25 protein-coding genes and 4 pseudogenes are annotated in these 26,488 nt (G+C 52.0%); 14 read left to right on the top strand and 15 right to left on the bottom strand.

Annotation, left to right across the window (positions count from 1 at the left end):
- Positions 1–1,277 precede the first annotated feature (1,277 nt).
- Positions 1,278–1,769, top strand: a complete 492-nt coding sequence (locus PAT9B_RS25540) for a hypothetical protein (protein ID WP_013512173.1) — start codon at positions 1,278–1,280, stop codon at positions 1,767–1,769.
- Between the two features lie 1,773 nt (positions 1,770–3,542).
- Here PAT9B_RS25540 and PAT9B_RS25525 read toward each other — a convergent pair.
- A complete protein-coding gene (locus tag PAT9B_RS25525) occupies positions 3,543–3,968 on the bottom strand; it encodes an ATP-binding cassette domain-containing protein (protein ID WP_223300510.1) in 426 nt (141 codons plus the stop codon).
- A 187-nt stretch (positions 3,969–4,155) separates the two neighbouring features.
- On the opposite strand from PAT9B_RS25525, the gene PAT9B_RS25520 reads away from it, so the two are divergent.
- Entirely contained in the window at positions 4,156–5,124 is a 969-nt protein-coding gene (locus PAT9B_RS25520) for an IS110 family transposase (RefSeq protein ID WP_013512170.1), read from the top strand.
- Positions 5,125–5,131: 7 nt separating this feature from the next.
- On the opposite strand, the pseudogene PAT9B_RS30440 reads toward PAT9B_RS25520, so the two are convergent.
- The 4 genes and pseudogenes from PAT9B_RS30440 to PAT9B_RS25505 form a co-directional block, all read right to left on the bottom strand.
- Positions 5,132–5,581, bottom strand: a pseudogene (locus PAT9B_RS30440) (iron chelate uptake ABC transporter family permease subunit); the annotation flags it as partial.
- Position 5,582: 1 nt separating this feature from the next.
- Positions 5,583–5,744 carry a hypothetical protein gene (locus PAT9B_RS30760; RefSeq protein WP_369700792.1) on the bottom strand — a complete coding sequence of 54 codons (162 nt, stop codon included), beginning with the start codon at positions 5,742–5,744 and terminating at the stop codon, positions 5,583–5,585.
- Positions 5,741–6,770: pseudogene (locus PAT9B_RS25510) on the bottom strand (hemin-degrading factor). The gene PAT9B_RS30760 and the pseudogene PAT9B_RS25510 overlap by 4 nt, the downstream one beginning before the upstream one ends.
- 55 nt (positions 6,771–6,825) lie before the next feature.
- Positions 6,826–7,017: pseudogene (locus PAT9B_RS25505) on the bottom strand (hypothetical protein); the annotation flags it as partial.
- A 69-nt stretch (positions 7,018–7,086) separates the two neighbouring features.
- Between PAT9B_RS25505 and PAT9B_RS25500 the strand changes: the two are divergent.
- Entirely contained in the window at positions 7,087–7,746 is a 660-nt protein-coding gene (locus tag PAT9B_RS25500) for a DUF1345 domain-containing protein (RefSeq protein WP_013512169.1), read from the top strand.
- Here PAT9B_RS25500 and PAT9B_RS25495 read toward each other — a convergent pair.
- Positions 7,743–8,051 (bottom strand): hypothetical protein, encoded by a 309-nt coding sequence (locus PAT9B_RS25495; RefSeq protein WP_013512168.1) that lies wholly within the window; start codon positions 8,049–8,051, stop codon positions 7,743–7,745. The genes PAT9B_RS25500 and PAT9B_RS25495 overlap by 4 nt on opposite strands.
- Positions 8,052–8,065: 14 nt before the next feature.
- Entirely contained in the window at positions 8,066–8,869 is an 804-nt protein-coding gene (locus PAT9B_RS25490) for an arylamine N-acetyltransferase (RefSeq protein WP_013512167.1), read from the bottom strand.
- Between the two features lie 210 nt (positions 8,870–9,079).
- Between PAT9B_RS25490 and PAT9B_RS25485 the strand changes: the two genes are divergently transcribed.
- From PAT9B_RS25485 to PAT9B_RS30105, 3 genes are all read left to right on the top strand, one after another.
- Positions 9,080–10,378, top strand: a complete 1,299-nt coding sequence (locus PAT9B_RS25485) for a glycoside hydrolase family 10 protein (protein WP_013512166.1) — start codon at positions 9,080–9,082, stop codon at positions 10,376–10,378.
- Positions 10,379–10,450: 72 nt separating this feature from the next.
- The gene (locus PAT9B_RS25480; protein WP_013512165.1) at positions 10,451–10,696 is read left to right on the top strand and encodes a type II toxin-antitoxin system Phd/YefM family antitoxin; all 246 of its coding nucleotides are present in this window, start codon (positions 10,451–10,453) and stop codon (positions 10,694–10,696) included.
- Entirely contained in the window at positions 10,693–10,956 is a 264-nt protein-coding gene (locus tag PAT9B_RS30105; protein ID WP_013512164.1) for a Txe/YoeB family addiction module toxin, read from the top strand. The genes PAT9B_RS25480 and PAT9B_RS30105 overlap by 4 nt, the downstream gene beginning before the upstream one ends.
- A gap of 73 nt (positions 10,957–11,029) precedes the next feature.
- Here PAT9B_RS30105 and PAT9B_RS25475 read toward each other — a convergent pair whose 3' ends face one another.
- A complete protein-coding gene (locus PAT9B_RS25475) occupies positions 11,030–11,686 on the bottom strand; it encodes a GntR family transcriptional regulator (protein WP_013512163.1) in 657 nt (218 codons plus the stop codon).
- A gap of 166 nt (positions 11,687–11,852) precedes the next feature.
- Here PAT9B_RS25475 and PAT9B_RS25470 point away from each other — a divergent pair, with 166 nt between their 5' ends.
- Genes PAT9B_RS25470 through PAT9B_RS25440 form a run of 7 tightly spaced genes read left to right on the top strand, consistent with a single transcriptional unit; the run spans position 11,853 to position 19,284 of the window.
- Positions 11,853–13,346, top strand: coding sequence for an ABC transporter substrate-binding protein (locus PAT9B_RS25470; RefSeq protein WP_013512162.1), 1,494 nt, complete (start codon positions 11,853–11,855; stop codon positions 13,344–13,346).
- Complete coding sequence (locus tag PAT9B_RS25465; RefSeq protein ID WP_013512161.1) at positions 13,343–14,191, top strand: ABC transporter permease; 849 nt, start codon at positions 13,343–13,345, stop codon at positions 14,189–14,191. Before PAT9B_RS25470 ends, PAT9B_RS25465 begins: the two co-directional genes overlap by 4 nt.
- A 1-nt stretch (position 14,192) precedes the next feature.
- Positions 14,193–15,107 (top strand): ABC transporter permease, encoded by a 915-nt coding sequence (locus tag PAT9B_RS25460; RefSeq protein ID WP_013512160.1) that lies wholly within the window; start codon positions 14,193–14,195, stop codon positions 15,105–15,107.
- Positions 15,104–16,531, top strand: a complete 1,428-nt coding sequence (locus tag PAT9B_RS25455) for a M20 family metallopeptidase (RefSeq protein WP_013512159.1) — start codon at positions 15,104–15,106, stop codon at positions 16,529–16,531. Before PAT9B_RS25460 ends, PAT9B_RS25455 begins: the two co-directional genes overlap by 4 nt.
- Entirely contained in the window at positions 16,515–17,513 is a 999-nt protein-coding gene (locus PAT9B_RS25450; protein WP_013512158.1) for a 1-aminocyclopropane-1-carboxylate deaminase/D-cysteine desulfhydrase, read from the top strand. Before PAT9B_RS25455 ends, PAT9B_RS25450 begins: the two co-directional genes overlap by 17 nt.
- Complete coding sequence (locus PAT9B_RS25445) at positions 17,514–18,485, top strand: ornithine cyclodeaminase (RefSeq protein ID WP_013512157.1); 972 nt, start codon at positions 17,514–17,516, stop codon at positions 18,483–18,485.
- Positions 18,475–19,284, top strand: a complete 810-nt coding sequence (locus PAT9B_RS25440; RefSeq protein WP_013512156.1) for a sulfurtransferase — start codon at positions 18,475–18,477, stop codon at positions 19,282–19,284. Before PAT9B_RS25445 ends, PAT9B_RS25440 begins: the two co-directional genes overlap by 11 nt.
- Positions 19,285–19,302: 18 nt before the next feature.
- Here PAT9B_RS25440 and PAT9B_RS25435 read toward each other — a convergent pair whose 3' ends face one another.
- The 7 genes and pseudogenes from PAT9B_RS25435 to PAT9B_RS30100 all read right to left on the bottom strand — a co-directional run bounded on the left by PAT9B_RS25435 (position 19,303) and on the right by PAT9B_RS30100 (position 25,079).
- Positions 19,303–20,910 (bottom strand): ABC transporter ATP-binding protein, encoded by a 1,608-nt coding sequence (locus PAT9B_RS25435; protein ID WP_013512155.1) that lies wholly within the window; start codon positions 20,908–20,910, stop codon positions 19,303–19,305.
- Between the two features lie 65 nt (positions 20,911–20,975).
- Positions 20,976–21,239: a JAB domain-containing protein gene (locus tag PAT9B_RS31285; protein ID WP_223300525.1), complete on the bottom strand. Its 264-nt coding sequence runs from the start codon at positions 21,237–21,239 to the stop codon at positions 20,976–20,978.
- A 12-nt stretch (positions 21,240–21,251) separates the two neighbouring features.
- The gene (locus PAT9B_RS31280; protein ID WP_223300509.1) at positions 21,252–21,404 is read right to left on the bottom strand and encodes a JAB domain-containing protein; all 153 of its coding nucleotides are present in this window, start codon (positions 21,402–21,404) and stop codon (positions 21,252–21,254) included.
- A 32-nt stretch (positions 21,405–21,436) separates the two neighbouring features.
- Positions 21,437–21,559 (bottom strand): hypothetical protein, encoded by a 123-nt coding sequence (locus PAT9B_RS31425; RefSeq protein ID WP_013512154.1) that lies wholly within the window; start codon positions 21,557–21,559, stop codon positions 21,437–21,439.
- Between the two features lie 1,651 nt (positions 21,560–23,210).
- Entirely contained in the window at positions 23,211–23,408 is a 198-nt protein-coding gene (locus PAT9B_RS25420) for a hypothetical protein (protein ID WP_013512153.1), read from the bottom strand.
- 84 nt (positions 23,409–23,492) lie between these two features.
- The gene (locus PAT9B_RS25415; RefSeq protein ID WP_150105870.1) at positions 23,493–23,693 is read right to left on the bottom strand and encodes a hypothetical protein; all 201 of its coding nucleotides are present in this window, start codon (positions 23,691–23,693) and stop codon (positions 23,493–23,495) included.
- A gap of 193 nt (positions 23,694–23,886) precedes the next feature.
- A pseudogene (locus PAT9B_RS30100) lies at positions 23,887–25,079 on the bottom strand (IS4 family transposase).
- A 354-nt stretch (positions 25,080–25,433) separates the two neighbouring features.
- Here PAT9B_RS30100 and PAT9B_RS30755 point away from each other — a divergent pair.
- Positions 25,434–25,532 (top strand): YoaK family small membrane protein, encoded by a 99-nt coding sequence (locus tag PAT9B_RS30755; RefSeq protein WP_013512152.1) that lies wholly within the window; start codon positions 25,434–25,436, stop codon positions 25,530–25,532.
- Positions 25,533–26,488: the final 956 nt, after the last annotated feature.

The following is a 26,488-nucleotide window of genomic DNA, read 5'->3' as shown; positions in this document are numbered from 1 at the left end:
GGTACCCGCCCCAGCCGGCGTTACGCTTTATCCGGCTGCAGTCAAACACCGGCTGCCACAGCAATTGCATTGAGGGCTGGGGGCATCAAGTCTTGTTTTACCCGTCTTCAGGCGGTACCGCCGTTTTTTCCTCCCCGGCTTCATTCTTCTGCAACCCTGTGGGCAGGCGGATCACGAACACGCCGTCAGCTTCGCCTTCACGACGCCCGTGGTGTATATCGCAGCCTGCCGTTCGTCCGACCATACTCAGTAAAAGCGGCAGTCCGGAGCATGGTCATGCCCCGTAAATGCATAAGAGGAAAGCCAACACTGGTCCGTATTCTGCGACAGGTGTGCTTTCAGAAGTCGTTTCACCTCTTCACCTTCCGGCGGCAGACACTGGCAGGTAACAACGGTGGTAGTTCTGTTATCCCGCGCGCCTCAGCCATCGCTGCCAGTCCGCCACCCTCTCCTGCTGAGAATCTCCGCCAGCCTCAGTCATGCCCGGATACCCGGACGCCCGAACGTCTGAATGTCTGAATGTCTGAATGTCTGAATGTCTGAATGTCTGAATGTCTGAATGTCTTACAAGGTAAGATATTTTTATACCCATAACATTTATCCTCTCTCGACCTGCAGTTATTTCGTCCTATCGCAGGGAAGCGTTACTGACTCATTCCACAGGAGGTCAAATTCGGTCTGATACTGCGCGGTAACAATGCTGTCATCTTTTATCACCATCGTTTTTTTCGCGTCCGTCACGGTGAAATTAAAGGAGCCCGTTTAAACAGCGTTATTTCCGATGACGATAAATTTATTATGCTGTAATGGCTGTTGTGCCGCACCCAGATTCCGGCACAGCCCAACTGATGTGCGGGCAACCATACCCGACGATTTGCCCCACCGTCGGCGACAAGCGGGACGGCCACGCCTTGACAGCCGCTACGAGCACATCGATTACGAGACAGCTGGTAATTCATATACCGCGACATCAGCGATCTGCGGTGCGCAGCCAATCGTCCCAAGAACATAATCCAGAGCCGACCTGCCAGGAGAAAACCGGATGAGATACTGTTTCATGCATAAGCCAAATGCTGGCTTATCAGCAAAAAAACAAATGCGGATATACAATCCCCACGCAGTAGAGAAATATATTTCAACATGGAATAATTATTTCATCCAGTGCACTTCCGGTCATTTAATTAACAAAAAACCCATTCATAAATCCCGCTAAAACATATCGTTAAAGAATAACTGAGAACTTCCGATAATAATAAATATAACAGCGGAGGAAGAGCATGAATTCATTTCACGAACTGAATATGATGACGTCCCGTGGAGATATCAAAGGTGCACTCTCATTAATTCGGGACTGGCCGGAACATATCGCGCGTAAAATCATGAAAAAGGCCGGTTATATCGTGCCTTCATATACAAAACGTGCATTTTGGATGTGGGTACAGGATACTCTGACAGAGTCCGCTCGGCTGCGGCGCAGCGGATGGCAGGTACGGGAAGAAAGTGCCACTACACCCCGCACATATCGGCAGCAGGCCGCTGAGGATTATAACGCTTACGCGAATATGATGGCCCAACTTCAGGGTGAAACTGACATCACAACAGCAAAAGACATAACTGTCGGCCCGCAGACAGTAATCGGGACAGTGAACATGCAAGAATATAATTTACACGGAGAGGATGACAGGGGGGTAGGAGATAACTCATACACTCCTAAAAGCCCTGTGCTTCCAGAACGCATCAGCAGAATGAAAACAAAAAAAATAAAATAAGCAAGAAGATTTCAGGACGAAATATACTTATCATGTGGCTAACGCATCTAGTTAACAGACTGCTCCACTCCCCCCCCCCCGAAATCATAACTGCTCGGCCAACCATTTTTTCCTGTCCTGTTTTATACATTAATATCTTTCCATGTTGGAACAAACTACTCAACGGAACGCAGAGAGGTATGACTTATAAAGCTAATCAATCGGAAAGCTGTAGCGGAATGTTAAATTTTATCACCTGAATATAAATATTATTCTTTCCTTTGCATATAACAGGTGACTTCATAACGAATCGTACCTTCTACTCCAAATTAAAGCTGGAATGTGCTCAGCTGATTGCTGATAACAGATGATCCTACCGACAGGCCAGTGAGGTGATGGATGTTGGCTCTTCTTTTCTTGAATTCTGGGGTTCGCCAGCTCAGAAAGGTGCATCAGGGCGTTATCCTATCAACCTCGCCAATAATACTTGAACAGCTGAGAATTCTCGAACTGGAAAAACAGGGTTTCCGTCTTGAGGAGCATAATACGATATTTAAAAAGGCTGTAGCTCTCTTGATGCCAGACTCACTGCACAGTTCGAAATAGTGGCCTGGCTTAGCAACTGCCACACTGTCGTAAGCCTGTGTAATGTCTTTTGCGTCCAGCGAAGCAACTATCGTTACTGGTAAAAGGACGTAATGCGATTAACCCTGAACAGGTAAATTTTTCAGCATTGTGCAAAGCTGGTTGTTGTGGATTTCCCAGCCACTCGTGGGTTCGTACAAGTCCGGTAACGATAAGAGATAGCTCAGGAACAATGTTTAATGTCAGTCAGAATAATTTGGTTAAACCATATCATAATTTATCATCACATGTCTCCAGAGCCAAATAAAACGCCAGCGAATTATACAGATACGGAATAACGAGGCGCACATTCCGTGAAAAACTTATTAGATAAAATCTCATCTCTTTGAAGTACACATTAGAATTTTTACCACCCCCCTTATTCAAGAGAGGGGTACTGTATGCGATATAATAAGAAAGACGCGGTAAAAAGAGTTAGCATCTCCTTTAGTAATTATCATATAGAATTCGAAGAACCCGATTCCAGTACTATAAGAATTCGCGTGCCTCATGATTCTCTTAGCATTATTTTTGTCAGGCTGCCGGCCATAAGTTACTTTGAGTGGAGGCCCATTTTCTTCTCGCTACAGCAATTTGAGAAGCAGGGGCTACTTGAAAAGGGAATTGGCAAATATTGGTATTCTCATCTGCGCAGACTTTCGGGGGCATAACGGGAATGAAGAGTAGAGATGCGATTTGTGTTGTGCTGTTGGCTTGATCCGTGTGTGGTTTTGGAAGATACCAAAAATGCATAAATCATGTACTGCCGTGACCTTCAGGCTATGGTCCATTCCATATTTGATGAATACTCAAACATCGATCCAAAAACCTCGCAGCCGAACCTGCAATGAATTTTACGAGACTTTTAAATACCCAGAACTTTCATCCGTTTAAAAAAGCAAGTATCTGGTTAATGCACATCATAAATGGACCTTTTAGTCGATGTCAGCCTAGGTAATGAAATCAGCGTGTTGCCAGTCATCAGCCAGTATCCAGCAATAGCCTCTTCCCTGACAGGGATACATGAGGTGCCCCGTCGATATTTCCGTTAAAAGTTGCTCCAACCGCGATCCGTGGCAGCGCGATGATCGCACAATGTATTCATGCCCGCAGTTGAATCTGCGGCCTGCCCTGCTCCGCCTGCCGCACCACATCCAATTCCGCCTGATACTAACGCGGGCCATCCTCATGCCACAGCTGTGCCAGCACACGCGCCAGTTCTAGGCTACCGGTGATATGCATCACTTCCTCAATCACCGCTTTTGAGCCCGCAGCCAGCCAGGGCGCACGCCCCATCGCCACCACATCTTCAGCTCGCATCGGGAAGGTCATGCTGTTTTGCTGACGCATCACCGCACGGCGCTGGGCCAGTGGTTCACACGGCCAATCTGCCAGTGGCCTATCGCCCAGCCAGCAGTCACCAGCTTCCGGGGTGAGAAAACCGGTCAGCAGGCGCAGTAATGTAGATTTGCCGGCACCGTTCGGGCCGATCAACGCGACCATTTCGCCTGGCTCCTGCATCACCGAAACATTATCAATCAACGCCCGTGCTCCATGGCTAAAGCACAGACCGCGCGCCTGCATCCGATCACTCATTTATCCTCCTTGTATCTCAAAAGTGGATTACTATGAACTGGCTTAGATTTGGCAAAGCTTGTGTAGTCCGATTCCTCCCGGGGTTATTCAAGCCCGCAGCATAGGGACTGACGCACAAGCTGAGCCGTTCATCTGAAGCCCGAACAGTTGTCCGAACTTCAAATCGTATTTGCAAGGAGGGGTATAGATGAGCGGGTTAAATCCACATTGCGCAGGCATTGATGTTTCGAAAGGAACCCTGGATATTGCAATTAGCGGTACTGCCAGCCAATTTGCTGTTCCAAATGATATCGACAGTTTTAATCAGATACTCAAAGAGCTAAAGCGAAATGGCACACGATTGATTCTGATGGAGGCAACAGGAGGTCTCGAGTCAGGAGTTGCGTGCTATCTTCAGTCAGAAGGCTTTGATGTGGTCGTCATTAACCCCCGACAGGCGAGAGATTTTGCCCGTGCAATGGGTTATCTGGCTAAGACCGACCGAATTGATGCCAGAGTTCTGCTTCAGATGGCGGAAGTTATTAACCTGCACCCGGAGCGGGAAAAATATATTCGTCCCATGCCTGATACTCACAGGCAATTGCTGGCAGCGATGGTGGTCAGACGCAGACAATTAACGATCATGCTGACCGCTGAACGGAACCGGTTGCATCCGTCTAATCCCCTTAGTCATAGGAGCATCAGATCCATTATTAAGGCGTTGAAAGATGAAATAGCCCGCATCGAAGGTGAAATGGCAAACCATATCGCGAAGAATTTCAGTGATATATCAGCACTGCTGAGCGCTGTTAAAGGTGTTGGTGCGGCAACTGTCGCCGTGCTACTGGCAGAAGTTCCAGAACTTGGTTCTCTGTCACGTCGTGAAATCAGCGCGCTAATTGGTGTGGCGCCGGTAAACAGAGACTCCGGAACAATGCGTGGTCGACGAACGATCTTTGGAGGCCGAGCTTCAGTCCGCACAGCTCTTTACATGTCAGCTCTGGTAGGAACAAGACACAATCCTGTAATCAAAGAGTTTTACGAACGTCTGGTTGCTGCCGGAAAGCCTAAAAAGGTCGCATTAACCGCCTGCATCAGAAAACTACTGACCATTCTGAATGCAATGCTGAAAAAGAATGAAGCATGGGACTCTTCGTTTCATCGCCATGCTTCGTAATGAGTGACTAAAGACAGTTGCTATGCTGAAGCAGGATCAGCCAGAGAAACCACGGACCACCAATCAGGCTGGTTAACAGACCCACCGGCATTTCTGCCGGGATCACCAGGGTGCACGCCAGCGTATCCGCCAACAACAACAACAGGATCCCCCCTGCCAGCGCCGATCCCGGTAACATCCAGCGATGATCGCTGCCAAGACAGAAGCGCATCACGTGTGGCCCCCCACCCAGCCCGACAAAACCAATAATTCCGCTTACCGACACCGCCGTGCCGACCAGTAACTGACACTGGGCGAGGATCGGCGGCAACACCACCGGCACGATAATCGCCAGCGCCACGGTCAGACCGGTACCACCGCAGATACCAAGCAAACCGGGATCGGTCAGGGGGTTACGGAACAGCCCCTGCATCACCACACCAGACACTGCCAACGCCATGCCAAGCAGCACTGCAACGCTAGTCATGTTTTTCCACTTCTGCTGCGTGACGCAGTTTGACGATGGTGTCCGGCGTGTCGAGACCAAAACTTAGCAGCGCCTTCTCATCCACCACCAACAGCGCGTGATGCTGCTTGGCTGGGGTCAGCGCGGTCAGCAACAACAGGGTCAGACGTTTCACGCGGCCGCTCCTGGGGTAGTGAGCAACGCCAGCTGTTCACGCCAGAGCGCCTGTTCCGGCGTACCTTCACTGCGCTGGACGTACAGTTGCGCGATTTGCGTGCCGTCAGCGGCGAACAGCTCAAGGCTGGTGACGAAGGCCATCGTCGCTCTGCCTACGCGTCACCCAACTTTCGCTGATGTGAGCCGCCATCAGATGCAGCGTGAATGCAGGGTTGAAGATGTTGACCCAGTTGTCCATCGGCATCAGTTTTTCTATCGCAACGGTAAAGATCTGGGTGCAGCCACGCTTGCCAACAAAAATCATGATTTCGTTGCCCTCCTGCTGTGCCTGATTGAGCAGCTGTGCCAGCGCGTCATTGCTCACTGCCAGGCCAAATCGTCGGCTACCGCGCGGAATGCTTGCTGGCGCGAAATGTTATGACGCTTCAGCAAACCGAAGAATTGGTGCACATCGGTGATGGCACGCCATTCGGCCTCGATGGTGCTGGCATCAACGGTCGTGTTGTACTGCGGGCTGCTGGTCGTTGTGAGTTCCAGTGCGACGTGGTCAGCGGTAGTGAACTGGGCAATCAACGCATCCCAGGCGGCGATGTCCGTGTTGTCGGTGGTGTAGATTTTCAGCACCGCGTCACCATGCCTGTCAAAAATCTGGATGCTTTGACGTTCACCACGCGCTGTCATTTCTTGCAGGAAAAAGGCGCTATGCCACTGCTGGGGAAACAGACGTTGATCCAGCGCCCGGGTTGAGGATCAATCCGGCATGTTCGCCGAGGTGCAGGTTTTCATATTTTCCTACCTGCTCATGCACCGCGTATTCGTTACGGGTGATGCTTTTGGTTTCGCCTACCGTTTCAAGGGCGGCAAGCAGCGCCGGGAAATCGGTTTTCAGGGCTTTTGCATCCTGACCGACGCGCGCTTCGCACAACTGCGCTTCGCCAATGCCCATAAGTGCCGCCAGAACGCGCGCGTATTTTTTCGAATGTTCGCCTTTAAGGGCCAGATAGTGTTCGTAACGTTCGTTCATTGCGCATGCTCCGCCGTAAGAATGCACTGCCATACAGCAAGGAGAAGTATTGCCATCAGAAATCGACGTTCAGTCCCAACTGGAAAGTTCGACCAGACATAACGGACAGTTGCGAGTCATAATACGCCGGATTCGTTTTACTGGTGGTGGCTTCCAGATCGCGGCTGCTGAGGTAGTCCCAGTATTTGCGGTCCGTCAGGTTGTAGACTCCGCCACTGATCTTGACGTTCTTGGTGATGCGGTAGTGATAGGGCATTCAATGGCCCCCCTCACGTCTATAGTTAAGCTATGCATTAACTACTAAGCCACGTTAACCATGCCTTTTTCGCTTCGTACTCACCTTTATGCGAGGTTGCGTTTAATAATCTCGATTGCGGCCGGATCGTTCTGCTTTCTTCTGCTGCCTGCACAACTGGGGTATTTGCAACGGCTGTTGATAAGCTGGAACGTTTTGGCCTGGCTCTACCTTATGCTGGTGTGGTTACGCATGCTACGCACCAAGGTTAAAGATATTCCCCATATCGCCAAAATGCAGGATGAAAGCGCGACGCTGGTACTGGGCCTGGTGACGTCAGGCTGCCTGGTCAGTCTTATGGCTATCCTGATTGAACTGCCCTCGCTTAAACACCTTACTGACACGCCACGCGTGCTGCATCTACTGCTGACGGGCAGTACCCTCGTCGTGTCATGGGCGTTGTTACCCACCTCCTTCGCCCTGCATTACGCCCATCATCATTACCTGCATCGTAGTGAGGAAGTCACACCGATGATATTCCCGGAAAAACCAGAGGATCCCAGCTACTGGGATTTTCTCTACTTCTCCTTCACAATCGCAGTGGCTGCTCAGACCGCTGACGTTGCTACCGGAACAACCGATATCAGGCAAATCGTGCTGCTTCAGTCGGTGATTTCCTTTGTTTTCAATCTGGCCATCCTTGGGTTGTCGGTAAACGTCGGCGCGGGTTTACTAAGTTAACGACGCCCTTTGGTTATCGAAGCTGACCAACTGAAATCGCTGACTTCGCTGGCCGCCAGCGACTCGGGTTTCTTTTTCTTCAAGGGCTTCTTTTTCGCTTTTTCCGCCAACGCTTTTTCTTTAGCCTGTTTCAACGCCATAATTTGCTGTCGGGCCTCCGCTGTAAATTCCTTCTCTTTCTTTGCATCCGGTTCTTTACCGCTACGCTGGCGGAACTTCTGAACCAAGCCTCTGAACACCTCATCAACTGCCTGGCGCTCGTCAGGATTGAACTGATCTATAGAAATCATTTTTTTGTCGCTCATCGCTTTCCATCCACTTAACGATTATTAATTTTGTCGAATATAGCCTGCATATCCTCACAACTTAGTACCCCTAGGCGACTGTAGAACGCGCTGACCATATGAAAGAACGCATCATAGGTCTCGGCCTGTTGTTCCGTTTTCATACCCGTGTGGATCGTCAGATGCTTATTAAACAGATTGTACTGTTCACCATTACATAGCGTTGTCATCATCAGGTTATGACGAAACAAAGAACTTTCATAGGCAGCAACGAAATGGCTGGCGACCAAAACGTCGGCCGGTTCGCATGGACGCTTTTCAAACAGATACATCAGCCGTTTGCCGTCCTGCCCATTCAGGGAGAGAAGCCATTGAACGTTATCGATGCGCTCCAGCACAAATCCCTTTTGCTCGCTCTCTTCCAGCCTCAGAGGCGTAGTCAGGCTGACACCACCTAACCCAACATCCACGAGGTATTTACTGCCCTCCAGGGTAACTATCAGCAGCATATGTGTCTGAGACGCGGAAGTGAGTTCGTCCTGCCCCCAGACTACCCTGGCGAGGTGGTGCGACACGGCAAAGCCCACCTCTTCCAGAATCTGTTTGAGCAATAAATTGTGCTCGAAGCAATAGCCCCCACGTCTTTTGTGCAGCAATTTATCGGTAATGTCTTCAAGCTCAATACTGAGTTGTCGGTTAAGAAGTACATCAACATTTTCAAATGGAATGGTACGAGGCCAGCCGTCGTGGAAAGTGTTTAGCGTTTCCAGACCTGCCGGAAACGGCCCGCTAATACCAGCGATTGTGGAAAATAATGGCAGATTACGGGTCTGATCCATGTTGATATATCCCTGTGAAATAATTTGTTATTTTAGAGCCAAGTTCTGGACTGACTTTCTCGCCGGTGCGCAATCCTGATGAGTGAACTTGCCAGTGAGGCCGACATTCAGCAAGGCCTGCAGTGGCTTGTCGCCTTGACATTTCTCCGGATAATCAGAAAGTATTCATGTGCACGCTCTTAAGCTAAACAGGAGTTTATTATCGCCATCTTGCTCAAAAGGACTGGCCTGCTGGTTGCCATTGCCCTGTTACTCTCTAACTGCTCATCAGAACCACCGAAATCACTGGTCACTCCGCTCGCTCCCATTGCGAAAACGCCGGTGCTGACCAAACCGGTCACCCACCAGGAACCGATGCGTGGCGTCTGGCTGGCGACCGTATCGCGACTCGACTGGCCGCCGGTCGCATCAGTAAGTGCCAGCAGTGCCACCAGCCGCATCAACCAGCAGCAAAAAGCGCTCATCGACAAACTGGATAAGCTGAAGAACCTGGGTATCAACACCGTGTTCTTCCAGGTAAAACCGGATAGCACCGCGCTGTGGGCTTCTAAAATTCTACCCTGGTCCGATATGCTGACAGGCAAGATCGGTGCTGATCCCGGCTATGACCCTCTGCAATTTATGCTGGATGAAGCGCATAAACGCGGCATGAAGGTGCACGCCTGGTTTAACCCTTATCGCGTATCGGTAAACACCAAACCGTCCACCGTGGCGGAACTGAACGCCACCCTGTCACTGCATCCTGCCAGCGTGTTTGTTCTGCATCGTGACTGGATCCGCACCGCAGGCGAACGCTTTGTGTTGGATCCCGGCATCCCGGCCGTGCGCGACTGGATCACCAGCATTGTGGCGGAAGTTGTGGCCCATTATCCGGTCGACGGTGTCCAGTTTGATGATTATTTCTATGCGGAATCGCCGGGTTCTGCGCTGAATGATAACCAGATGTTCAGAGAATATGGTGCGAGATTTGCGTCCAAAGCCGACTGGCGACGTCATAACACTCAGTTGCTGATTGAGCAGGTGTCGCGCACCATCAAACAGCTGAAACCCGATGTCGAGTTCGGCGTCAGTCCGGCGGGCGTGTGGCGTAATCTGTCACATGATCCCTCCGGGTCAGATACCCGTGGTGCAGCTACCTACGATGAGGCTTTTGCCGACACCCGCCAGTGGGTACAGATGGGGTTGCTGGATTATATTGCACCACAAATATACTGGCCTTTCTCACGCCAGGCTGCGCGTTATGACGTGCTGGCCAACTGGTGGGCAAATGTGGTGAAACCCACCCATACCCGTCTCTACATTGGCGTCGCATTGTATAAAGTGGGTGAACCGTCAAAGAATGAGCCAGACTGGACAATAAATGGCGGGGTACCGGAGCTGAAAAAACAGCTGGATTTGAATGAATCATTGCCGCAAATCAGTGGCACGATCCTGTTCAGAGAGAACTACCTTAACCAGCCACAAACGCAGCAGGCCGTCAATTATCTGCGCAGTCGTTGGGGGAGTTGAGAGTGTTGTACTTAAATACGTACATGTTTATAATCAGACTGCGCCATCTCGATTAAGGAGTAACCATCCATCATGCATACACTAACATTTACCGATGCCCGTAAACATTTCGCAGACACCATGCAGCGCGTGTCTGACAATGCCGAACCTGTACGCATTTTACGCCGTGACGCGCCGGACGTGGTCATGATTGATGCAGCGGAATATGACGCAATGATAGAAACGTTGTATCTGTTCAGCAATCCGGCCAATGCGGCGTATTTGAACGCCTCGCTAAATGAGTTGGACAACGGCGACGTGGTTGAAATCGACGTTTGAAAACGTTATTTACCAAACGTGGTGCCAAAGATTACAACTACTGGAAAGAGAATGATCCAAAGCTGTTTGAACGTCTCAGGGAGCTGATTAAAGCTACTCATGAGAATCCGTTGCAAGGTATTGGCAAACCTGAACAGTTAAGGCATTACAAGAATCCCGCCCTTTATTCACGGCGTATAAGCCGGGAGCATCGACTTGTTTACAGCGTAAATAATGGTGAAATCACGATAGTGGCTTGTCGATTCTATTATGAACTTTAAGCACACTAGGTCACGCCGCAACGCCAAAGGTTAGTTTCTGTAGCGGCGCTCTTTACTGCGTCCCAGAAAGCCATCAAACAAAATACGTCCGCATCAAAATCGCCGCTCCGTCGTCGATCGCCTTCATCACCACCCGCTCCGCCGCAGCAACATCCTTTGTCTTCAACGCGTCAAGCAGGTGATCATAATTATGCCCTCTGGTCATTTCCATTGGTTGCGGATAGAGATAATTCAGGCAGGGCCCAATCTGCACCCAAAGCTGTTCTATCAACATGACCAGCGTGGGCATTTGCGCATTGCCGTACAGCGTGAAACGAAAAGCGCGATTGGCTTCCAAAGCGTTTTCAACATCGCCACTCAATTTGGCCTCCATAAAGGACTCGCATAGTTTTTTCAGCTCAGAAAGATGTTTCTTGTTGATATTAGGTGTCGCTATGCGTACCGCTAACCCTTCAAGTTGCTTACGTATAAGGGTGATCTCCTGATAGCGCGTCAAAGTCATTTCTGGTACCAGGAATGCCGCTGCCGGTGTGGCATTCAACGCCCCGGCGGAAACTAAACGCAACAACGCCTCACGCACCGGGGTGATGCTGGTGCCCAGCTGTGCGGCTAGATCGCGTGTTACAAGACGCGCACCGGGCTTGAGCTTGCCGACAATCAGGGCGCTGCGCAGCGTGGCTTCGACTTGGGCGGTCAGACTGAGGCGCTGGGCTTTTTCCATCTCAATCATGCGTTTTTTTCCTTTCCCGGATTAAGCAAATGGTAAGAAGTTTAAATGTTTTGTTGCCAAAACGGCTCGCTATAGGATATATCATGTATTACAAAACAAGCGAAGCACGATCAACACAGCACCACTCTTTACACTACGTTACCGAATGCATTTTGGGATGAAGTTTATGAGACTACCTGCAGTGAAGTTTGCTACCACCGCATTGCTTTTTGCCCTGTTGCCTGCCAGTTTGCAGGCGGCAGAGCTGACCATTGCCCAGCCCGCCTCAGCGACCGCTTTGGACCCTGGCTTTCTGAAAGAAGCCGCCACTCTGGTGGATAATATCTTCGATACCCTGGTACGCCGCGCAGATGACATGTCGCTGCAACCGGGGCTGGCGACCGACTGGAAAGCCATCAACGACACCACCTGGCAATTCAACCTGCGCAAAGGCGTCAGTTTCACTGATGGTGAACCGGTGAATGCCGAAGCGGTCAAATTTTCTATCGACCGTATTCTCGACCCGGCCAACCACGCGCCCACTATCTCCTACATCCGCACCATCAAATCGGTGGAAGTGGTCAATGATTATCAGCTGCTGATCCATACTAATGGTCCTGATCCGCTGCTGCCGACCCGCATGAGTCGCTATCCGACCTATATCGTCCCGCCCATCTATGTGAAAAAAGTGGGAGCCAGCGAATTCGCCCGTAAACCAATTGGTAGTGGTGCTTACAAGCTCGATACTTTTATCCCGGATGAAAAAGTAATGATGGTAGCCAATGATGCGTACTGGCGCGGCAAACCGGCGATTGAGCGCGTTACCTGGCGTCCGATCCCGGAAGCCACCGCTCGCATCACCTCGTTACTGACCGGTGAAGTTCAACTGGTGGAAAGCGTTCCTGCTGATCTCGTTCCGGCGCTGAAAAACCGCCCTGGCGTTGAGCTGGAGCAGGTGAAAGGCGGCGGACTGACCATCTACCTTGGTCTGAAAAACAGCGAAAAACCGTTGAATGATGTGCGTGTTCGTCAGGCGCTGTCGCTGGCGCTGAATCGCCAGGCCTATACTCAGCAATTACTGCACGGCTACGGTACCCCGACCGGTACGATAGCGGGCGCAAACGATTTCGGTTATCTGGCCGTGCCCGCCACGACCCAGGACGTCGCCAAAGCCAAAACTTTGTTGACACAGGCCGGTTATCCGAATGGCTTTACCCTGCGCTTCCAGGCCCCACGTCGCTATATCGCCAGCGCCGATGTCGCGCAGGCGATCGTGCAGGATCTGGCCGCGATCGGCGTCAAAGCCCAGCTGGAGGTGCCGGAATGGTCGGTTTATACCCAGCAGGTGGCAGCGCAGAAGCAGGCCCCGATGTATATGCTGGCATGGGGATCGACCCAGACACTGGACGCCGATGCCGCTCTGTTCCCGATTTTACACAGCGGCGAACCGTACTCCACGGTGAACGATCCGGAAATGGATAAGCTGCTGGATCAGAGCCGCCAGACGGTGGATGCCGCGAAACGTAAAATGCTGCTGGAGCAGATTCAGCAACGCGTAGCCGAGCAGCAACCGCTGATCCCGCTGTACCGTGAAGACACGCTGTATGCGCACAGCGACGCGCTGACCTTTAAAGGCCGTGTCGATGCCCGCATCCCGCTGTTCGATCTGAGGCTGAAATGATTAACCCGGCAGCAGCCTTACAACGTCGGCCACGCCGTATTTTTTACGGTGATGCCATCATCGGCAGTACACTGCTGTTGGTGGTGATTGTGGCGGCGTTGCTGTCTCCATGGCTGCCGTTTCCGGACCCGTTAACCAACCAGTTAAGCGAAATGTTCCTACCGCCAGGCACTGGCGGCCATTTACTCGGCACCGACCAACTGGGCCGTGACCTGCTCTCACGCATCCTCGCCGGCACGCGCTTGTCGCTACTGGTGGTTGTGCTGGCCGCCGCCATCGGCGCTGTGATCGGCGTGGCGCTGGGCATGGCGGCCGGTTATACCGGTGGCTGGGTTGATGCCTTAATTATGCGCCTTATCGATATCCAGCTGGCGGTGCCCTTTATCCTGCTGATCCTGCTGGTGATTGCCTTAATGGGTGCCTCCACCACAAACATTATCGTCATCATGGGAGTGACCAGTTGGGCGATCTATGCCCGCGTGGCGCGCGCCAAAACGTTGGAAATTCGTGAGCTGGAGTACATTCAGGCGGTGAAAGCGATGGGGTTCTCGCCATTGCGCATTTTGCTGCGCCATATTCTGCCCAATCTGCTCACCCCGTTGGTGGTGCTGTTGACGCTGGATATTCCGCGCCTGATTGTGCTGGAAGCTTCAGTGGGTTTTCTCGGTATGGGCATTCAGCCACCGACGCCGACCCTTGGCAATCTGATTGGCGAAGGTCGTTCTTATATGTTGCTGGCACAATGGCTGGTGTTGTATCCCGGCCTGGTGATCGCGGCATTGGTGATTGGTTGTAACCTGCTGGGCGATGCCCTGCTGCGCCGTACCCACGCGAGGTTCGACTAAAATGCTGAACATTTTACTCAATCGCCTCGGGCAGTCGGTACTGGTGTTGTTCGGCGTATCGCTGCTGATTTTCTTTAGCCTGCATTTGACCGGTGACCCCGTGGCGTTGATGATGCCACCCGGTTCCAGCCAACAGGAGATTGATACCTTTCGTCATAGCATGGGGTTTGACCGCCCGTTGCTATGGCAGTATGGCCACTACCTGAGTGGCGTATTGCAGGGTGATTTTGGTGAATCGTTGCGCTACAGCCAGCCGGTGCTGGCATTGATTGGCGAACGTCTGCCTGCTACTGCATTGCTGGCCGTCAGCGCGCTGGTGTGGAGTTCCCTGCTTGGTCTGCTGCTGGGTATCGTCAGCGCCCTGCGCCCACACAGCATTTGGGATATGATCTGCCGTCTGGTAGCCTTCAGCGGCCAGGCGATACCGGTGTTCTGGCTGGGGCTGCTGATGATTTTATTCTTCAGCCTGCACCTAAAGTGGTTGCCCGCCAGCGGCTACGGCAGCGTGGCCGCACTGATTATGCCCGCCTTCAGCTTGGGTGCATTTTATATGAGCGCCGTGGCACGCCTGACGCGTGCCAGCCTGCTGGAAGTGCTGCAACAGGATTATATCCGTACCGCACGCGCCAAAGGGCTGAGTCAGTGGCGTATCGTGGTACGACATGGCTTACGTAATGCGTTGATCCCGGTAGTGACAGTTCAGGGGATGTACTTCGCCTCGTTGCTCGGCGGCGCATTGGTGACGGAAATTATCTTTGCCTGGCCGGGCATAGGTCGTCTGGCAATTCAGGCGATTCAGAACCGCGACTTCCCGCTGGTACAGGCCATCGTGTTACTGGCCGCGTTAGTGTTCGTGGTGATAAATTTGCTGATCGACCTGCTGTATCTGGTGCTTAACCCGAGGATTCGCCTGTGAACCGACTCGACGCCACCCTGGAACTGCTGAATGAACTGACGCGCTGGCCAAGCGTGTCGGGTCAGCTTGACGCGCAGCACGGCCTCGCCGCCTGGCTGGAATCCTGGATGGTGACGCAGCTGAACGCACGGGTCACCTACCCCGTCGCCAGCCAGGCGGCAGACAAGCCACCGGTGGTGCACGTGCGGATTGATACCGGATCCAGCAAAACTGTGGTGCTGTACAACATGTACGACGTGATGCCCGCTGATGATGCTGGCTGGGATGTGCCGCCGTTTGTCGGGGGCGTCTGCCACTGGGATGCATTAGGGGATGTGTTTGTCGGACGCGGCGCAGAAAACAACAAAGGGCCGGTAGCCGCGATGTTGATTCTGCTGCGGGAGTTGTTGCAGAACAACCAGTTGGGGATCAACCTCGAAATTCTGCTTGAAGGCGAAGAGGAAGTAGGCAGCGGCACGCTGCGGCGCTACCTCGCGCAACAGCCTTGTCCGGTGGCCCCCGCTGAGGCGGTGCTGTTCCCATCGCTGTGTGAATATGGCGGCGGCGCACCCCGCGTCTATCTTGGCTTTACCGGGCTGGCTACCGGGCGCTTAAGTGTCACTGGCGGTGACTGGGGCGGCCCGTCCTCAGCCATTCACGCAAGTAATGCCGGATGGATAGCCAATCCCGCCTGGCGTCTGTTACAGGCACTGGACGCCATCGCCCCCGCGGCTGACAGCGGCGTGCTGGGCCACATTACACCCGATGATGAAGCAAATGCATTGCTGGCAACACTGGCGCAATCGTTCAGCATAGATGACGAACTGCGCTTCCGGCGCAGCCAGCAGTTGATGATTACAGGTGACACTGTCACCTGTTTGCAAACCTTACTCGGCAGCTCGGTACTGACGTTAGCCGAGTTGCATAGCGATCCGGTTGGCGGTCGTGGCGTGATCCCGTTCCGTGCCAGCGCCGAGTTGGCTTTCCGCATCCCGCCCGCGTTTGATCAGGATGCGATGATTGTCGCTGCGCAGCAACGTCTGGCGCAGCCGGACTTAAACGGCACCGTGCTGGAGCTGGTTGATCGCTATCCGGGCGTCCGCTTTGGTCGCCATGCCAGCGGCGTTGATGAACTGATTACCAGCTATCAAAAGCTGGGCGCTCAGCCGCAAATCTGGCCGTGGGCACCGGGTTGCGCCCCGGCTTACGCCTTCGCTGCTATTGCCCCCGCCTTTCTGATTGGCGGCCTGGGCCACGGCGGCAACGCCCACGCCGTGAACGAATTTGTCACCCTGACCGGTCTGGAACGCTTCCAGCAGTCACTGAGCCTGTGGCTCACCGCATTCAATGATTCGGCCATTGGCCGGGTCGCGCCACACCAGGGAAACACCAGAGAAGTACTAAAACATACTATTACAGGTCATTCTAATGAAGACAGTCGATGAGTTTACACGCGTGCCGTTGGGGTTCTTCCCCACGCCGCTGGAGCCGCTACCGCGGCTTGGGGAGGTATTAGGCATAAATCTTACCATCAAACGTGATGATTACAGTGGCTTCGGTGGCGGCGGCAATAAAGTCCGCAAGCTGGAGTACCTGATGGCAGAAGCCTGTGAGGCGGGCGTTAACGTTGTGATCACCACCGGAGGACATCAGTCAAACCACGCCCGCATGGTGGCAGCGGCGGCGCGTAAGTTTGGTATGCGTCCGGTGCTGGTGCTACGCGGCAACCCGCCTGCAAGCTGGCAGGGTAATCTGTTGCTCGACAAACTGTTCGGAGCCGAGGTGCAATTCCTCGACCCGGATGGTTATTTCACCCAAATTGAAGGTGCGATGCAGGCCCACGCCGATGCGGCCATCGCCCGTGGCGAGAAGCCGATGATCATCCCGCTGGGCGGTGCCACACCGCTCGGCGCGCTAGGTTATGTGCGTGCGATTGAGGAAATCAGCACGCAGCTTGCTGAACGCGCCGCCCCGGTGCCGGATTTCGTGGTGGCCCCGACCGGTTCCGGCGGTACCCTCGCGGGACTTCACGTTGGAACACGCCGTTACTGGACCGAGACAAAAGTGATCGGCATCAGCGTCAGTGCCAAAGCCGACTGGTTCCAGCCGCGCATTTCAGGCATGGCGCAGGATTGTGCCGACCTGCTGCAATGGCCACAACAGTGGCAACCTGAGGATATCTGGATTGAAGATGGCTATGTCGGTGAGGCTTACGGCATCCCGTCACCAGGCGGCATTGACGCCATTTATCGGCTGGCGCAGCAGGAAGGCGTGTTACTCGACCCGGTTTATACCGGCAAAGCGATGCACGGGCTGATGTCACTGGTTAAACAGGATCGCATTCCGCAGGGTGCTAACGTGATGTTCGTGCACTGTGGCGGTTCTCCAGCGCTCTATCCGTTTGCCGACCGGCTACTGGAGCAATAAATGCGTGTGCTGGACGAAGCCACGGTTACGCTGCTCGGTGGCGACGATCCTGCGTTAGCACTTGCTGATGTGCGTGACGTTGTCATGCTAATGCGTGCCGGTGAAACGCAGATGCCTGCCGAAAATCATATCGACCTTGTGACACCGCTCGGCAAAGCCTATGCACTTCCCGCCAGAGTTGGCGGACATTTTAACGCTGCGGGCGTCAAGTGGACTGCCCACCGCCCGGTACGACCCGATGCGCTACCCGCCGCACTGGCGGTGACATTGATCAACGATGCTGCCAGCGGTGTGCCACGCGGCCTGGTTGCCAGTGGCGCATTAACCGCCGCACGTACCGCGGCGGTCACGGCACTGGCGTTGCACTATGCCGCACCACGTCCGGTTGAGCGCGTGTTATTGCTGGGCGCAGGTTTTCATGCCAGAGCGCATCTGCGTATGTTGCTGCAATTATTTCCGGCACTGAAACAGATTGGCGTATGGAATCGCACTCCGCAGCACACCGCCGGGTTCAGCGGCATCACCCCCGAAGCCGATCTTGACGCAGCGCTGGCAAAACCCTATGACACGGTGATCACCTGCACCAGCGCGGAACAGCCTATAGTTGATGAGCACGCGATTCGCCCGGGACGCCTTATTGTCCAAGTGGGCTATCACGAAGTGAGCTTTGCTGCCATCCGCGCCACCCATCAAGTGGTGGTCGATGCATGGGGTGATTTTGCCCAACGCAGTGCCAAAAGTTTATTTCAGATGTTCCGCGCCGGTGAATTTGCCGAGAGCGATGTCGCCGCCGACCTCACAACGCTGCTGCTGGATGGCTGGCGACCTGGCGCTGACGATAGCGTCTTTTTTTCTTCTTTCGGGCTGAATGTCTTCGATATCGCCCTCGCCGCTCGGGTGTTGGCAGCGGCCGAACATCATCAGCTGGGCAGCTGGCAAACGCTGTTTAACGGAGTCGCAGATGATCATTAAAGCCAGTGCGCTGAGGCTGAGAAAGTCACGCGGCGAACATTTTTTACTAATTGACGTGCGCGACACTGCTGAATGGCAAGCCGGTAGTCTACCTGATGCACAGCACTGCAATGTGTATGATTATTTTATCGCCGACAGCTCTCCCGCAGGACTGGCGGCAATGGCGGCAGACGCAGCGGCAGCCCTGCAACCGTTGTTTGATCGCTATCCGGCAGCAATGCCGGTGTTTTTTGAGCAACAAGTAGGAATGCGATCGCCCCGTGGTGCCTGGTTTGCCTGGCTGCTGGGCAGAGACGACGCGTTAATTCTGGATGGCGGTGTTGACGCATGGCTTGAGCTGGGTGGCGAGCTGCAACCGGGTACAGGACGGAGTTACACCGTCACGCAAGAGGCAACTTCTGCCGCTGTCCCCTGGGATAGTCACTGGGTAAGCAGCCGCCAGCAGGTCATCAACGCCGATGGCAAAACAGTGGTCAATGTCGATGCGCGACGTCTGTCAGAGTTTGATGGCAGTTTCGTGCACGCATGCTGTCACCGCGCCGGGCGCATCCCCCATTCCAAGCTGCTTTTCTGGGAGGATGTGCTGGAGAATGGCCGTTTCCGCTCCGCTGCGGACATCGCACGGCGAGCGGAAGCAGCAGGTCTGCCGCGCGGAGCACAATTACAGGTCTATTGTCATCGCGGCGCACGTGCTGCCACAGTCCTGGCAGCGCTAAAACTGGCAGGCTATCCACAAGTCGCTATTTACGTAGGTTCATGGCATGAATGGGCAGATCATGATGAACTGCCCGTCGGGTGATACGATGCGTCAGCCGGGTTAATTTGTACGCCGTGCCAGAGCCTGTTGCACATTGGGTGCAGCAGCCAAAAGCTGGCGCGTGTAATCTTCCTGCGGCTGTTCAACCACCTGCGCGGTGTCACCCGATTCAACAATTCTGCCGTGATACATCACGATGACACGATCGCACAACTGCTGCACCGCGCTGAGATCGTGGCTGATAAACAGTACAGACAACTCAAGCTTGTCACGCAACGCTCTGAACAAAGCCAGAATTTGCCCACGCACAGAAAGATCCAGTGCGGCTACAGCCTCATCCGCCACCAGCAGTTTAGGTTCCATCGCCAGGGCTCTGGCAATCGCGATGCGTTGACGTTGACCACCAGAGAAGGCGCTGGGCAGACGGTTCGCATCCTCAGGTTTTAATCCTACTAGTGTTAACAATTCGTGAACACGTGCATTGATTGCCGCTCCGTGTCGCAACTGCCAGACGCGCAGCGGTTCGGCAATCTGTTCCCCCACGGCGATCTTGGGGTTCAGGCTGGCATAAGGATCCTGGAAGATGATTTGGCTGTGACGACGTAAGTTATTCAGCTGGCGACCTCTCAGCGGTTTTCCTTCAAACAAAATCTCACCGCTGTCTGCTTCAATGAGACCGATCGCCGCGCTACCGAGGGTTGTTTTACCCGAGCCGGATTCACCAATCAGTCCGACAATTTCACCGGGCTGAATATCCAGACTGGTGGGATGCAGCACAGTCAGACGCTTACCGAGCATTAACGGCAGGCACCTCGCCGTGGGGTAACTTTTGCAGATATCGCGTAGACGAAGCAATGGTGTTCCGCTTGTGTGCACCTGACGGGCAGCGGGGAGTGCAGACAACGATGCGCCAATCAACTTACGCGTATAGTCGTGGCGGGGTGCACCCAACGTATCAACGACATTCCCCTGCTCCACCAACTGCCCCTGCTGCATGACGCAGACCCGGTGCGCATAACTCGCCACGACGGAGAGATCATGGGTGATTAACAACATCCCCATCCCCATCTCCTGCTGCAACTCTTGTAATAATGATAAGATTTGCACCTGGATAGTCACATCCAACGCCGTCGTCGGTTCGTCAGCAATCAACACGTCAGGCTGTCCGCTGATGGCACTGGCTATCATTACTCGCTGACGCATTCCGCCCGAGAGCTGATGAATATACTGGCGGGCACGCTGTGCAGGATCCACAATACCAACGCGGTCGAGGAGCGCTATCGCTTCGAGCTGCGCCTGCTTCCAGCTGAACTGCCGGTGACGTACCAATACTTCTGCAATTTGCTCACCAATGCGCAGCGTTGGATTCATACTGGTCATGGGTTCCTGAAATACCGTCGCAATACGGCAACCCCGCAAAGCGGCTGTGCGCCCTGCATCCAGTTCCTCTCCGTGAAAACGAATGATGCCCGAGGTTTTCTGCACGCCTGACGGCAACAAATTCATCAATGCCAATGAGGTGAGCGTCTTTCCGGAGCCAGACTCCCCCACCAGCGCCAGAATTTCACGTTGATCGAGATGGAACGAAATATTGTCCACCAGCAGACGTTGGTCCTGAGTTTCCAGATTGAGGTGTTCAACGCAGAGCAGGCGCATGGCTGTTTTCATAAGATAATCAGTCCGAATTGCGGGAAGAGACAGGATATATCCTGAGAGAAAAGCGAACAAGAAAGTTAGGTTATGATAACTAAGTCATTAAGGTGACCCTTTTCTGCAAGAGACACCGTTTCGTTACCCGCGATGATAATGCGATCGATGCCCCTCACCGCCACCATGTCCAGCACCGTCTTTAATAGCACCGTGATGGCAATATCCGCACTTGATGGCTCTGTGGGAAATGACGGGTGATTATGACTGAGAATGACGGCAGCAGCATTCAGCTCTAGCGCCCGGCAAACAATTACACGCGGATGAATCGCAACACTCGCAAGCGAAATCTGAAAAACTTCTTAATACGCCAGCAGTTGGTGCTGGTTATTAAGAAACGCCACCGCAAACACTTCACGCTCACGTCCGACAAACTTCGCTCTAAAAAACGTCGCTGACACTGCAGAAGATGCGAAAAGCGTGCCTGTAGGCTCACGATAATCAATCGCCAGCACCGCTTCCGCCAGGATCTAATTGTCAGCCGCCATTACATAGTTACCCTGCTCATCGGGCACATGAAGGCGGCTGAAAACCGCACATTGTCATTGACGTTTTCATCTGATGATTCGATAGATTCTGAAGCGGTGCCCTTAATATGTTTTGTGCTCATGTAAAGCTCCTCTGCTGTCATTTTCGATGTTCCGGTGAGTTCGTCGCGGTTGAGGGCCGGGGATCCACGTCAGGGGAGTGGCACAAGGGCGCCCCCAACGTGCATTTCACCCTTGTGCTGGACAACTGATGTGGCTACTGAATAACCCTTCACGCTGTACTGACCGACACACGACCACGGCTTCAGAAGGACAGGAACACAGCCGCCCATAACGCGGACGACCTCAGCGGACACAGTGAGATGTGATCAGTGAGAGCGCCGGCGGTCAGCCAACTGCAGAGGTTAATATTGCCGTTGCCATCAGACGCCGTCAGGCCTGAATCGCCGAACAGGGTGTTTCGGCGGAGCTTACCGGCCTGGTGGTTAGCGCGGCCGGGCTGATGTACAGTATGCCGGGAGCAAAAGGGGCTAAAAGATCCCGATCTTTCATTTTGAATAGCGTCAGCGCGGAGCAAATGCAGAACACGCTATCCTTTATGAAGGAGGAAAAACCTAGGCAGGCAAACCCATCCAGCGGCTACAGCGCCGTGATTTTAGCTGTGCGCGAGGAGCGGAAGTAGCTAGCCGTTTTAATTACAAATGCCGCAAATGTTACTCACATTGCCGTGTATAAATAGACGAGGAACCGGTCAAACGATCAGCGTTTGTCCATGGCGTTCGTTTAGAGGAGATGAGAAAAACATCTCATCAGACTGTCTCTGCTTTTTATGTTCATCTACTGAACAAAATAATAACTCGCGTAGTGAAAAAAGCCCGCAACTGGGGGATAAATTTGTATCTCTGGCTAATATCCATATAAGTTAGTACGTTACATCATCTTGAAAGATCGTTGTTCCGGTCTATTTTTATACTAAGTCAAACTGATAACACGTTTATGTATCATGAACAAAATCAGATCGTACAGGGCGGGGATGATTGGATGCGCTATTGGAGCAGCAGTCATTGAGCTAACAGCGAGAGGGACCGAAACAAGTAAGGCCAACATTTTGTATGAACTTGAAAGAATGGCATCCTCTTCAAAGGATTTACAAGTCAAAGCTTTTGCACGAGATGCAGCAAATCTTCTCCGTAAGAAGTCCGAATAGTCTTTCTGAATCGAAGGGGAGCAGGTCAAGCTTATCCGTCACCAAAGTTCCATTTCGTTAAGACAAGCTAATATTAGCGCTCCTTTTTCTGAGGTCTATGTTCCCTTGCAATAAGTCAGACAACCTCGTGTCCGCGAAATTTTTGCTCATCTGATGTCGAGGGCTAAACTTTCTTTATGCAGCATAGCATCAACATGTTGCTCTAAAATCCGAGGTAATCTTCGCCCGCGCACTATACAATCCCGGAGCGCGGGCTTTTTTTATGGAGAAAATCTTAATTATTTAACATGTTAACTACATACATTGCCTAGTTAATGGCGGCCGAGTATAAATTTATCAGATCCAAGTATTACCTAAGTGGAGTAGTGCTTTATGACTGTATTTGCCCGGAGTTTGGTGACCCTCCTCCGGGATTTTTTTGCAGAATCTTCCGGATTTACACTAACCCGACATACCAGTTCAGGTCATCGACTAAATTTAAGAGGTAACACAGCATACGTGGTGCTACGAGAAGCTTTCATTATGGTTTTCCCCATCTTTCCCGCCCTGAGCGGAATTTTTTGGTTTCAGCCTCTCGGAAACTTCAACACATCAACCGCCAGCTCTACCGCTAAATCCGCATCTCCATCCTGATATAGTACCTTGATAGTCTCCACCAGTGCCTCTCTCGATAGCTCAGCCTCATCTACCAGCAATTGCATTAGAGCCGTACCAAGCACATGCATCACGTCAGGATGCAGATTTCCGAAAAACTCTCCATCCATCTCCACAACTCCCCTCCTGTTCATTTCTTGCGCCAAGAAGAACATGGCCGTGACTTAACGTAAGCGTTCTTTTAAGCAAAGAAGTCAACTCAATGTCGGGTCAACCCCTATTTTGACCATTCCATCTGCGTCTACAAACACATCACTTATGTCAACTCCCGTTCCCAGAATAATTTCTGCGCATAACTGCTTGATGCCCTGCTCAGTTGCATACCTTTTACCGGTAACAACCTCATCCGTAGTGATTTCGTAACGACGAAATTTATAGACTCTTACCATAGCCATACACCACCCCGATCGTTTTTTGCTCAGGATAGCTTATCACAGATGATGGCTAACGGGGTTTAGTGCCCTTTACAGCCCCATCCACCTTTCTCGCGTTGAGCTATACAACATGCAGCAGAAAGACGTGTTGCGTCCGAGCGTTTTCCATGATTCTTTACCCGCCTGTGCGCTGAGGGATCCCCATAAATCAGCGCTAATAAACCAACACCATATTTCGGTAGGTTTTGGCGAGGTGCTTAAGAATGGTGCTAAGCACCATTCGTCTTAAAATTAGCTGAGAGAGGCGCATGACATTCTCCGCTAACGTCAGGTATGAGATGACCCGCCGCGATTTAATACTGTTGGCTTGGCATCTCAGATGTAATCCTCAATTTTCAGCATGATAGCCAATAAGCCACAGCACTGTTGTGCTCAATGTTGCCAGCAGGCTCAGAACCAGTATTCTTCCTGCAGGGCGGCTGTAACTCGCCCGCAGGCCGAACCCAAAGCGCTCGCTTTTCACATCACGGAAGTTCTGTTCTATTTGCATGCGACGGCTGTACAACTTCATGATTTCACGGGCTTAAAATTATCTGTGCTGCTGAAGAACAGCCAGGGGTCTTTTGCTGAGGAACGACCATCCCGTGCCTGTGCTTCACGCTTTATCCGGCACCGGGAGCGCTTATGCTTCCGGTCTTTCGGTTCTTTTTTATGAAGATAGAAGTGACCATCACACCGGGTTTATTCGGCTTTTGCAAGGGTGCCCGGTCCCAGATATTCCGGCTTACTGCTGGCCTGTAATTCCTGACGCCTGAACCAGTATTCACCTTTACTGTTCAGCCGCATCTGGATATTGCCCCTGATTTGTCCGATAAAATCCCATCAGAGTGATTTGATATGTCGGAACCAGGCATTAAGGAAACCCGCATCAGTAACGATGATGACTCTGGCCTTCGGGTTAACCGCATCAGCAAGGGCATTAAGAAAGGCCTGCTGTATCTGAGTATTCTGCTGCTTTTCCGATGGGACTATCCAGCTCAACAGGGGGATTGAACACCCGTCGCAAAGGAGGCTGGCGCGGAGTACATGATATTCCTGTGACGGATAGCCGCTCCAGTCAACAGCAATAACACACAGAGATAACTGACTTGTCAGCAGTGAGATAATGCTTCTAAAAATCAGGGGAATATCGTTCTGAAGAGATTCATTGCCGAGCAGACGATCAACGCGTTTGATTTTATTTTTGACCTGAGCCGAACCGGGTAAGTAACGCCCGATGCTGGTCAGCGTCAGTGATGCGCCATTGTTAAGGCGAATGGTGGCATCCAACAAAGCATTTTGTCGGTATTTGTGAAATTGTGCTAACGCATCACGGAAGAAATTTTGACATACTTGGCGAGCAGGCATAGAGGTGATCTCATTGAATTGGTTGCACAATCAGTAGATCAAAAAACTCTACGCCTGTCCTTTTTCACCCGCTCATTACTGGGGATTCCTCAGCGCCTGTGCGGGCTTTTTTCATGATTAATAAACAGTATTGAGATCACGTCATCACAACCTGTACGATATAAATTCATGTTCTCGCAAGTGTAGAGAGTGCGCTCAAAACTGAAAAATCACATATTATGAGACACCTGATAATTCCGGCGTTCATAACGTTGACAGTGATAATTCTTATCTTCCTGGCTATGACGGATTACAGTCCTTTCCCTTGGTGACTATCAATCACATGGCTAAGAGTTTTTTTTGACTGGAGAAAGCATGAAAATTGGTTACCTGTTCCCGGTTGCTATCATAGTCGCTGGTATAACACTGCTGGTTTGGTTCATCGCCAGCGGAGCTTATGCACCCGGTGGTTAATGTAAAAGACATTAAAAAAGAGTGAAAGGATGATCATTCTCAAGAAGTCTTTAAAAAGGTTGGCTGTAATATCTATATTGTTAACCATCCTACTGTTTATTGCGGGATTGGGTTAGTGTGGTTGGTTATAAATGTCGTTTAATTATCACGACTTAGTCCATGTTAGACACGCGGGAAGGACTTAAATCATTATAGGAATATCCTGGCAGAACGCCGGGCTTGCCAGATAAATAAAATAACTATGCGTTATCACTCTCCTCCGGAGTAATGCTATCACCGCTCCGGGATTTTTTTTGCACTAGTAATAAGTGTTGTTAAACGCAAAGTGCGACATACATCACAGACATGCGCTGAGCTGTAGTGTCCGTACGCTGGAGAAACTACTTATCACAGCCCGCCCGCTATCGGGCTTTTTTGTCAATAGAAGAATAGATTCCTAATCGTTAGGATTGAAATCATTCCTGAGTTAAGCATGTCAAAGGTACTAGATTGTGTTCGCGATTTCAACTGGCGCAAATTTCATTAAATTTTATAATTTCCACAAAAAGCGCGGGATTTTTTATTGAAAACGTCAGGCTGATACTGTAAAAATCATTGGTCATTATAATGAAAACTATTATCCTCGCATTGCTTCCGTCCGGGTTGAACTCAAGGGCAACCCGGGCGTCTTTTATTGAGTTGCGCACCCGTCGTAAAAGCTTCCATTGATTTCCTAATAATCTGACATTTCCGCCTGGTTCTGCCAAGATTAAGCTGTGGTATGTCTTACCAGCATGCCGCATCTTCATTATCCAGGTAATATTGCCCGCGTTTACTTTATTACTTTCCCTTAACGCGGGCTTTTTTACGAACCGGCGTCTTCCCGCGATGCGATTTTGTATGACATACATCGCTTCGTTCTGGGCGCATATCAGCTGCTATTGCACCTGTACAGCCATCGTGAGTTTGGCTATCAA

This window comes from Pantoea sp. At-9b (assembly GCF_000175935.2).
In the GTDB taxonomy this organism is placed as follows: Bacteria; Pseudomonadota; Gammaproteobacteria; order Enterobacterales; family Enterobacteriaceae; genus Pantoea.
This window is presented reverse-complemented; position numbering and strand designations above follow the sequence as displayed.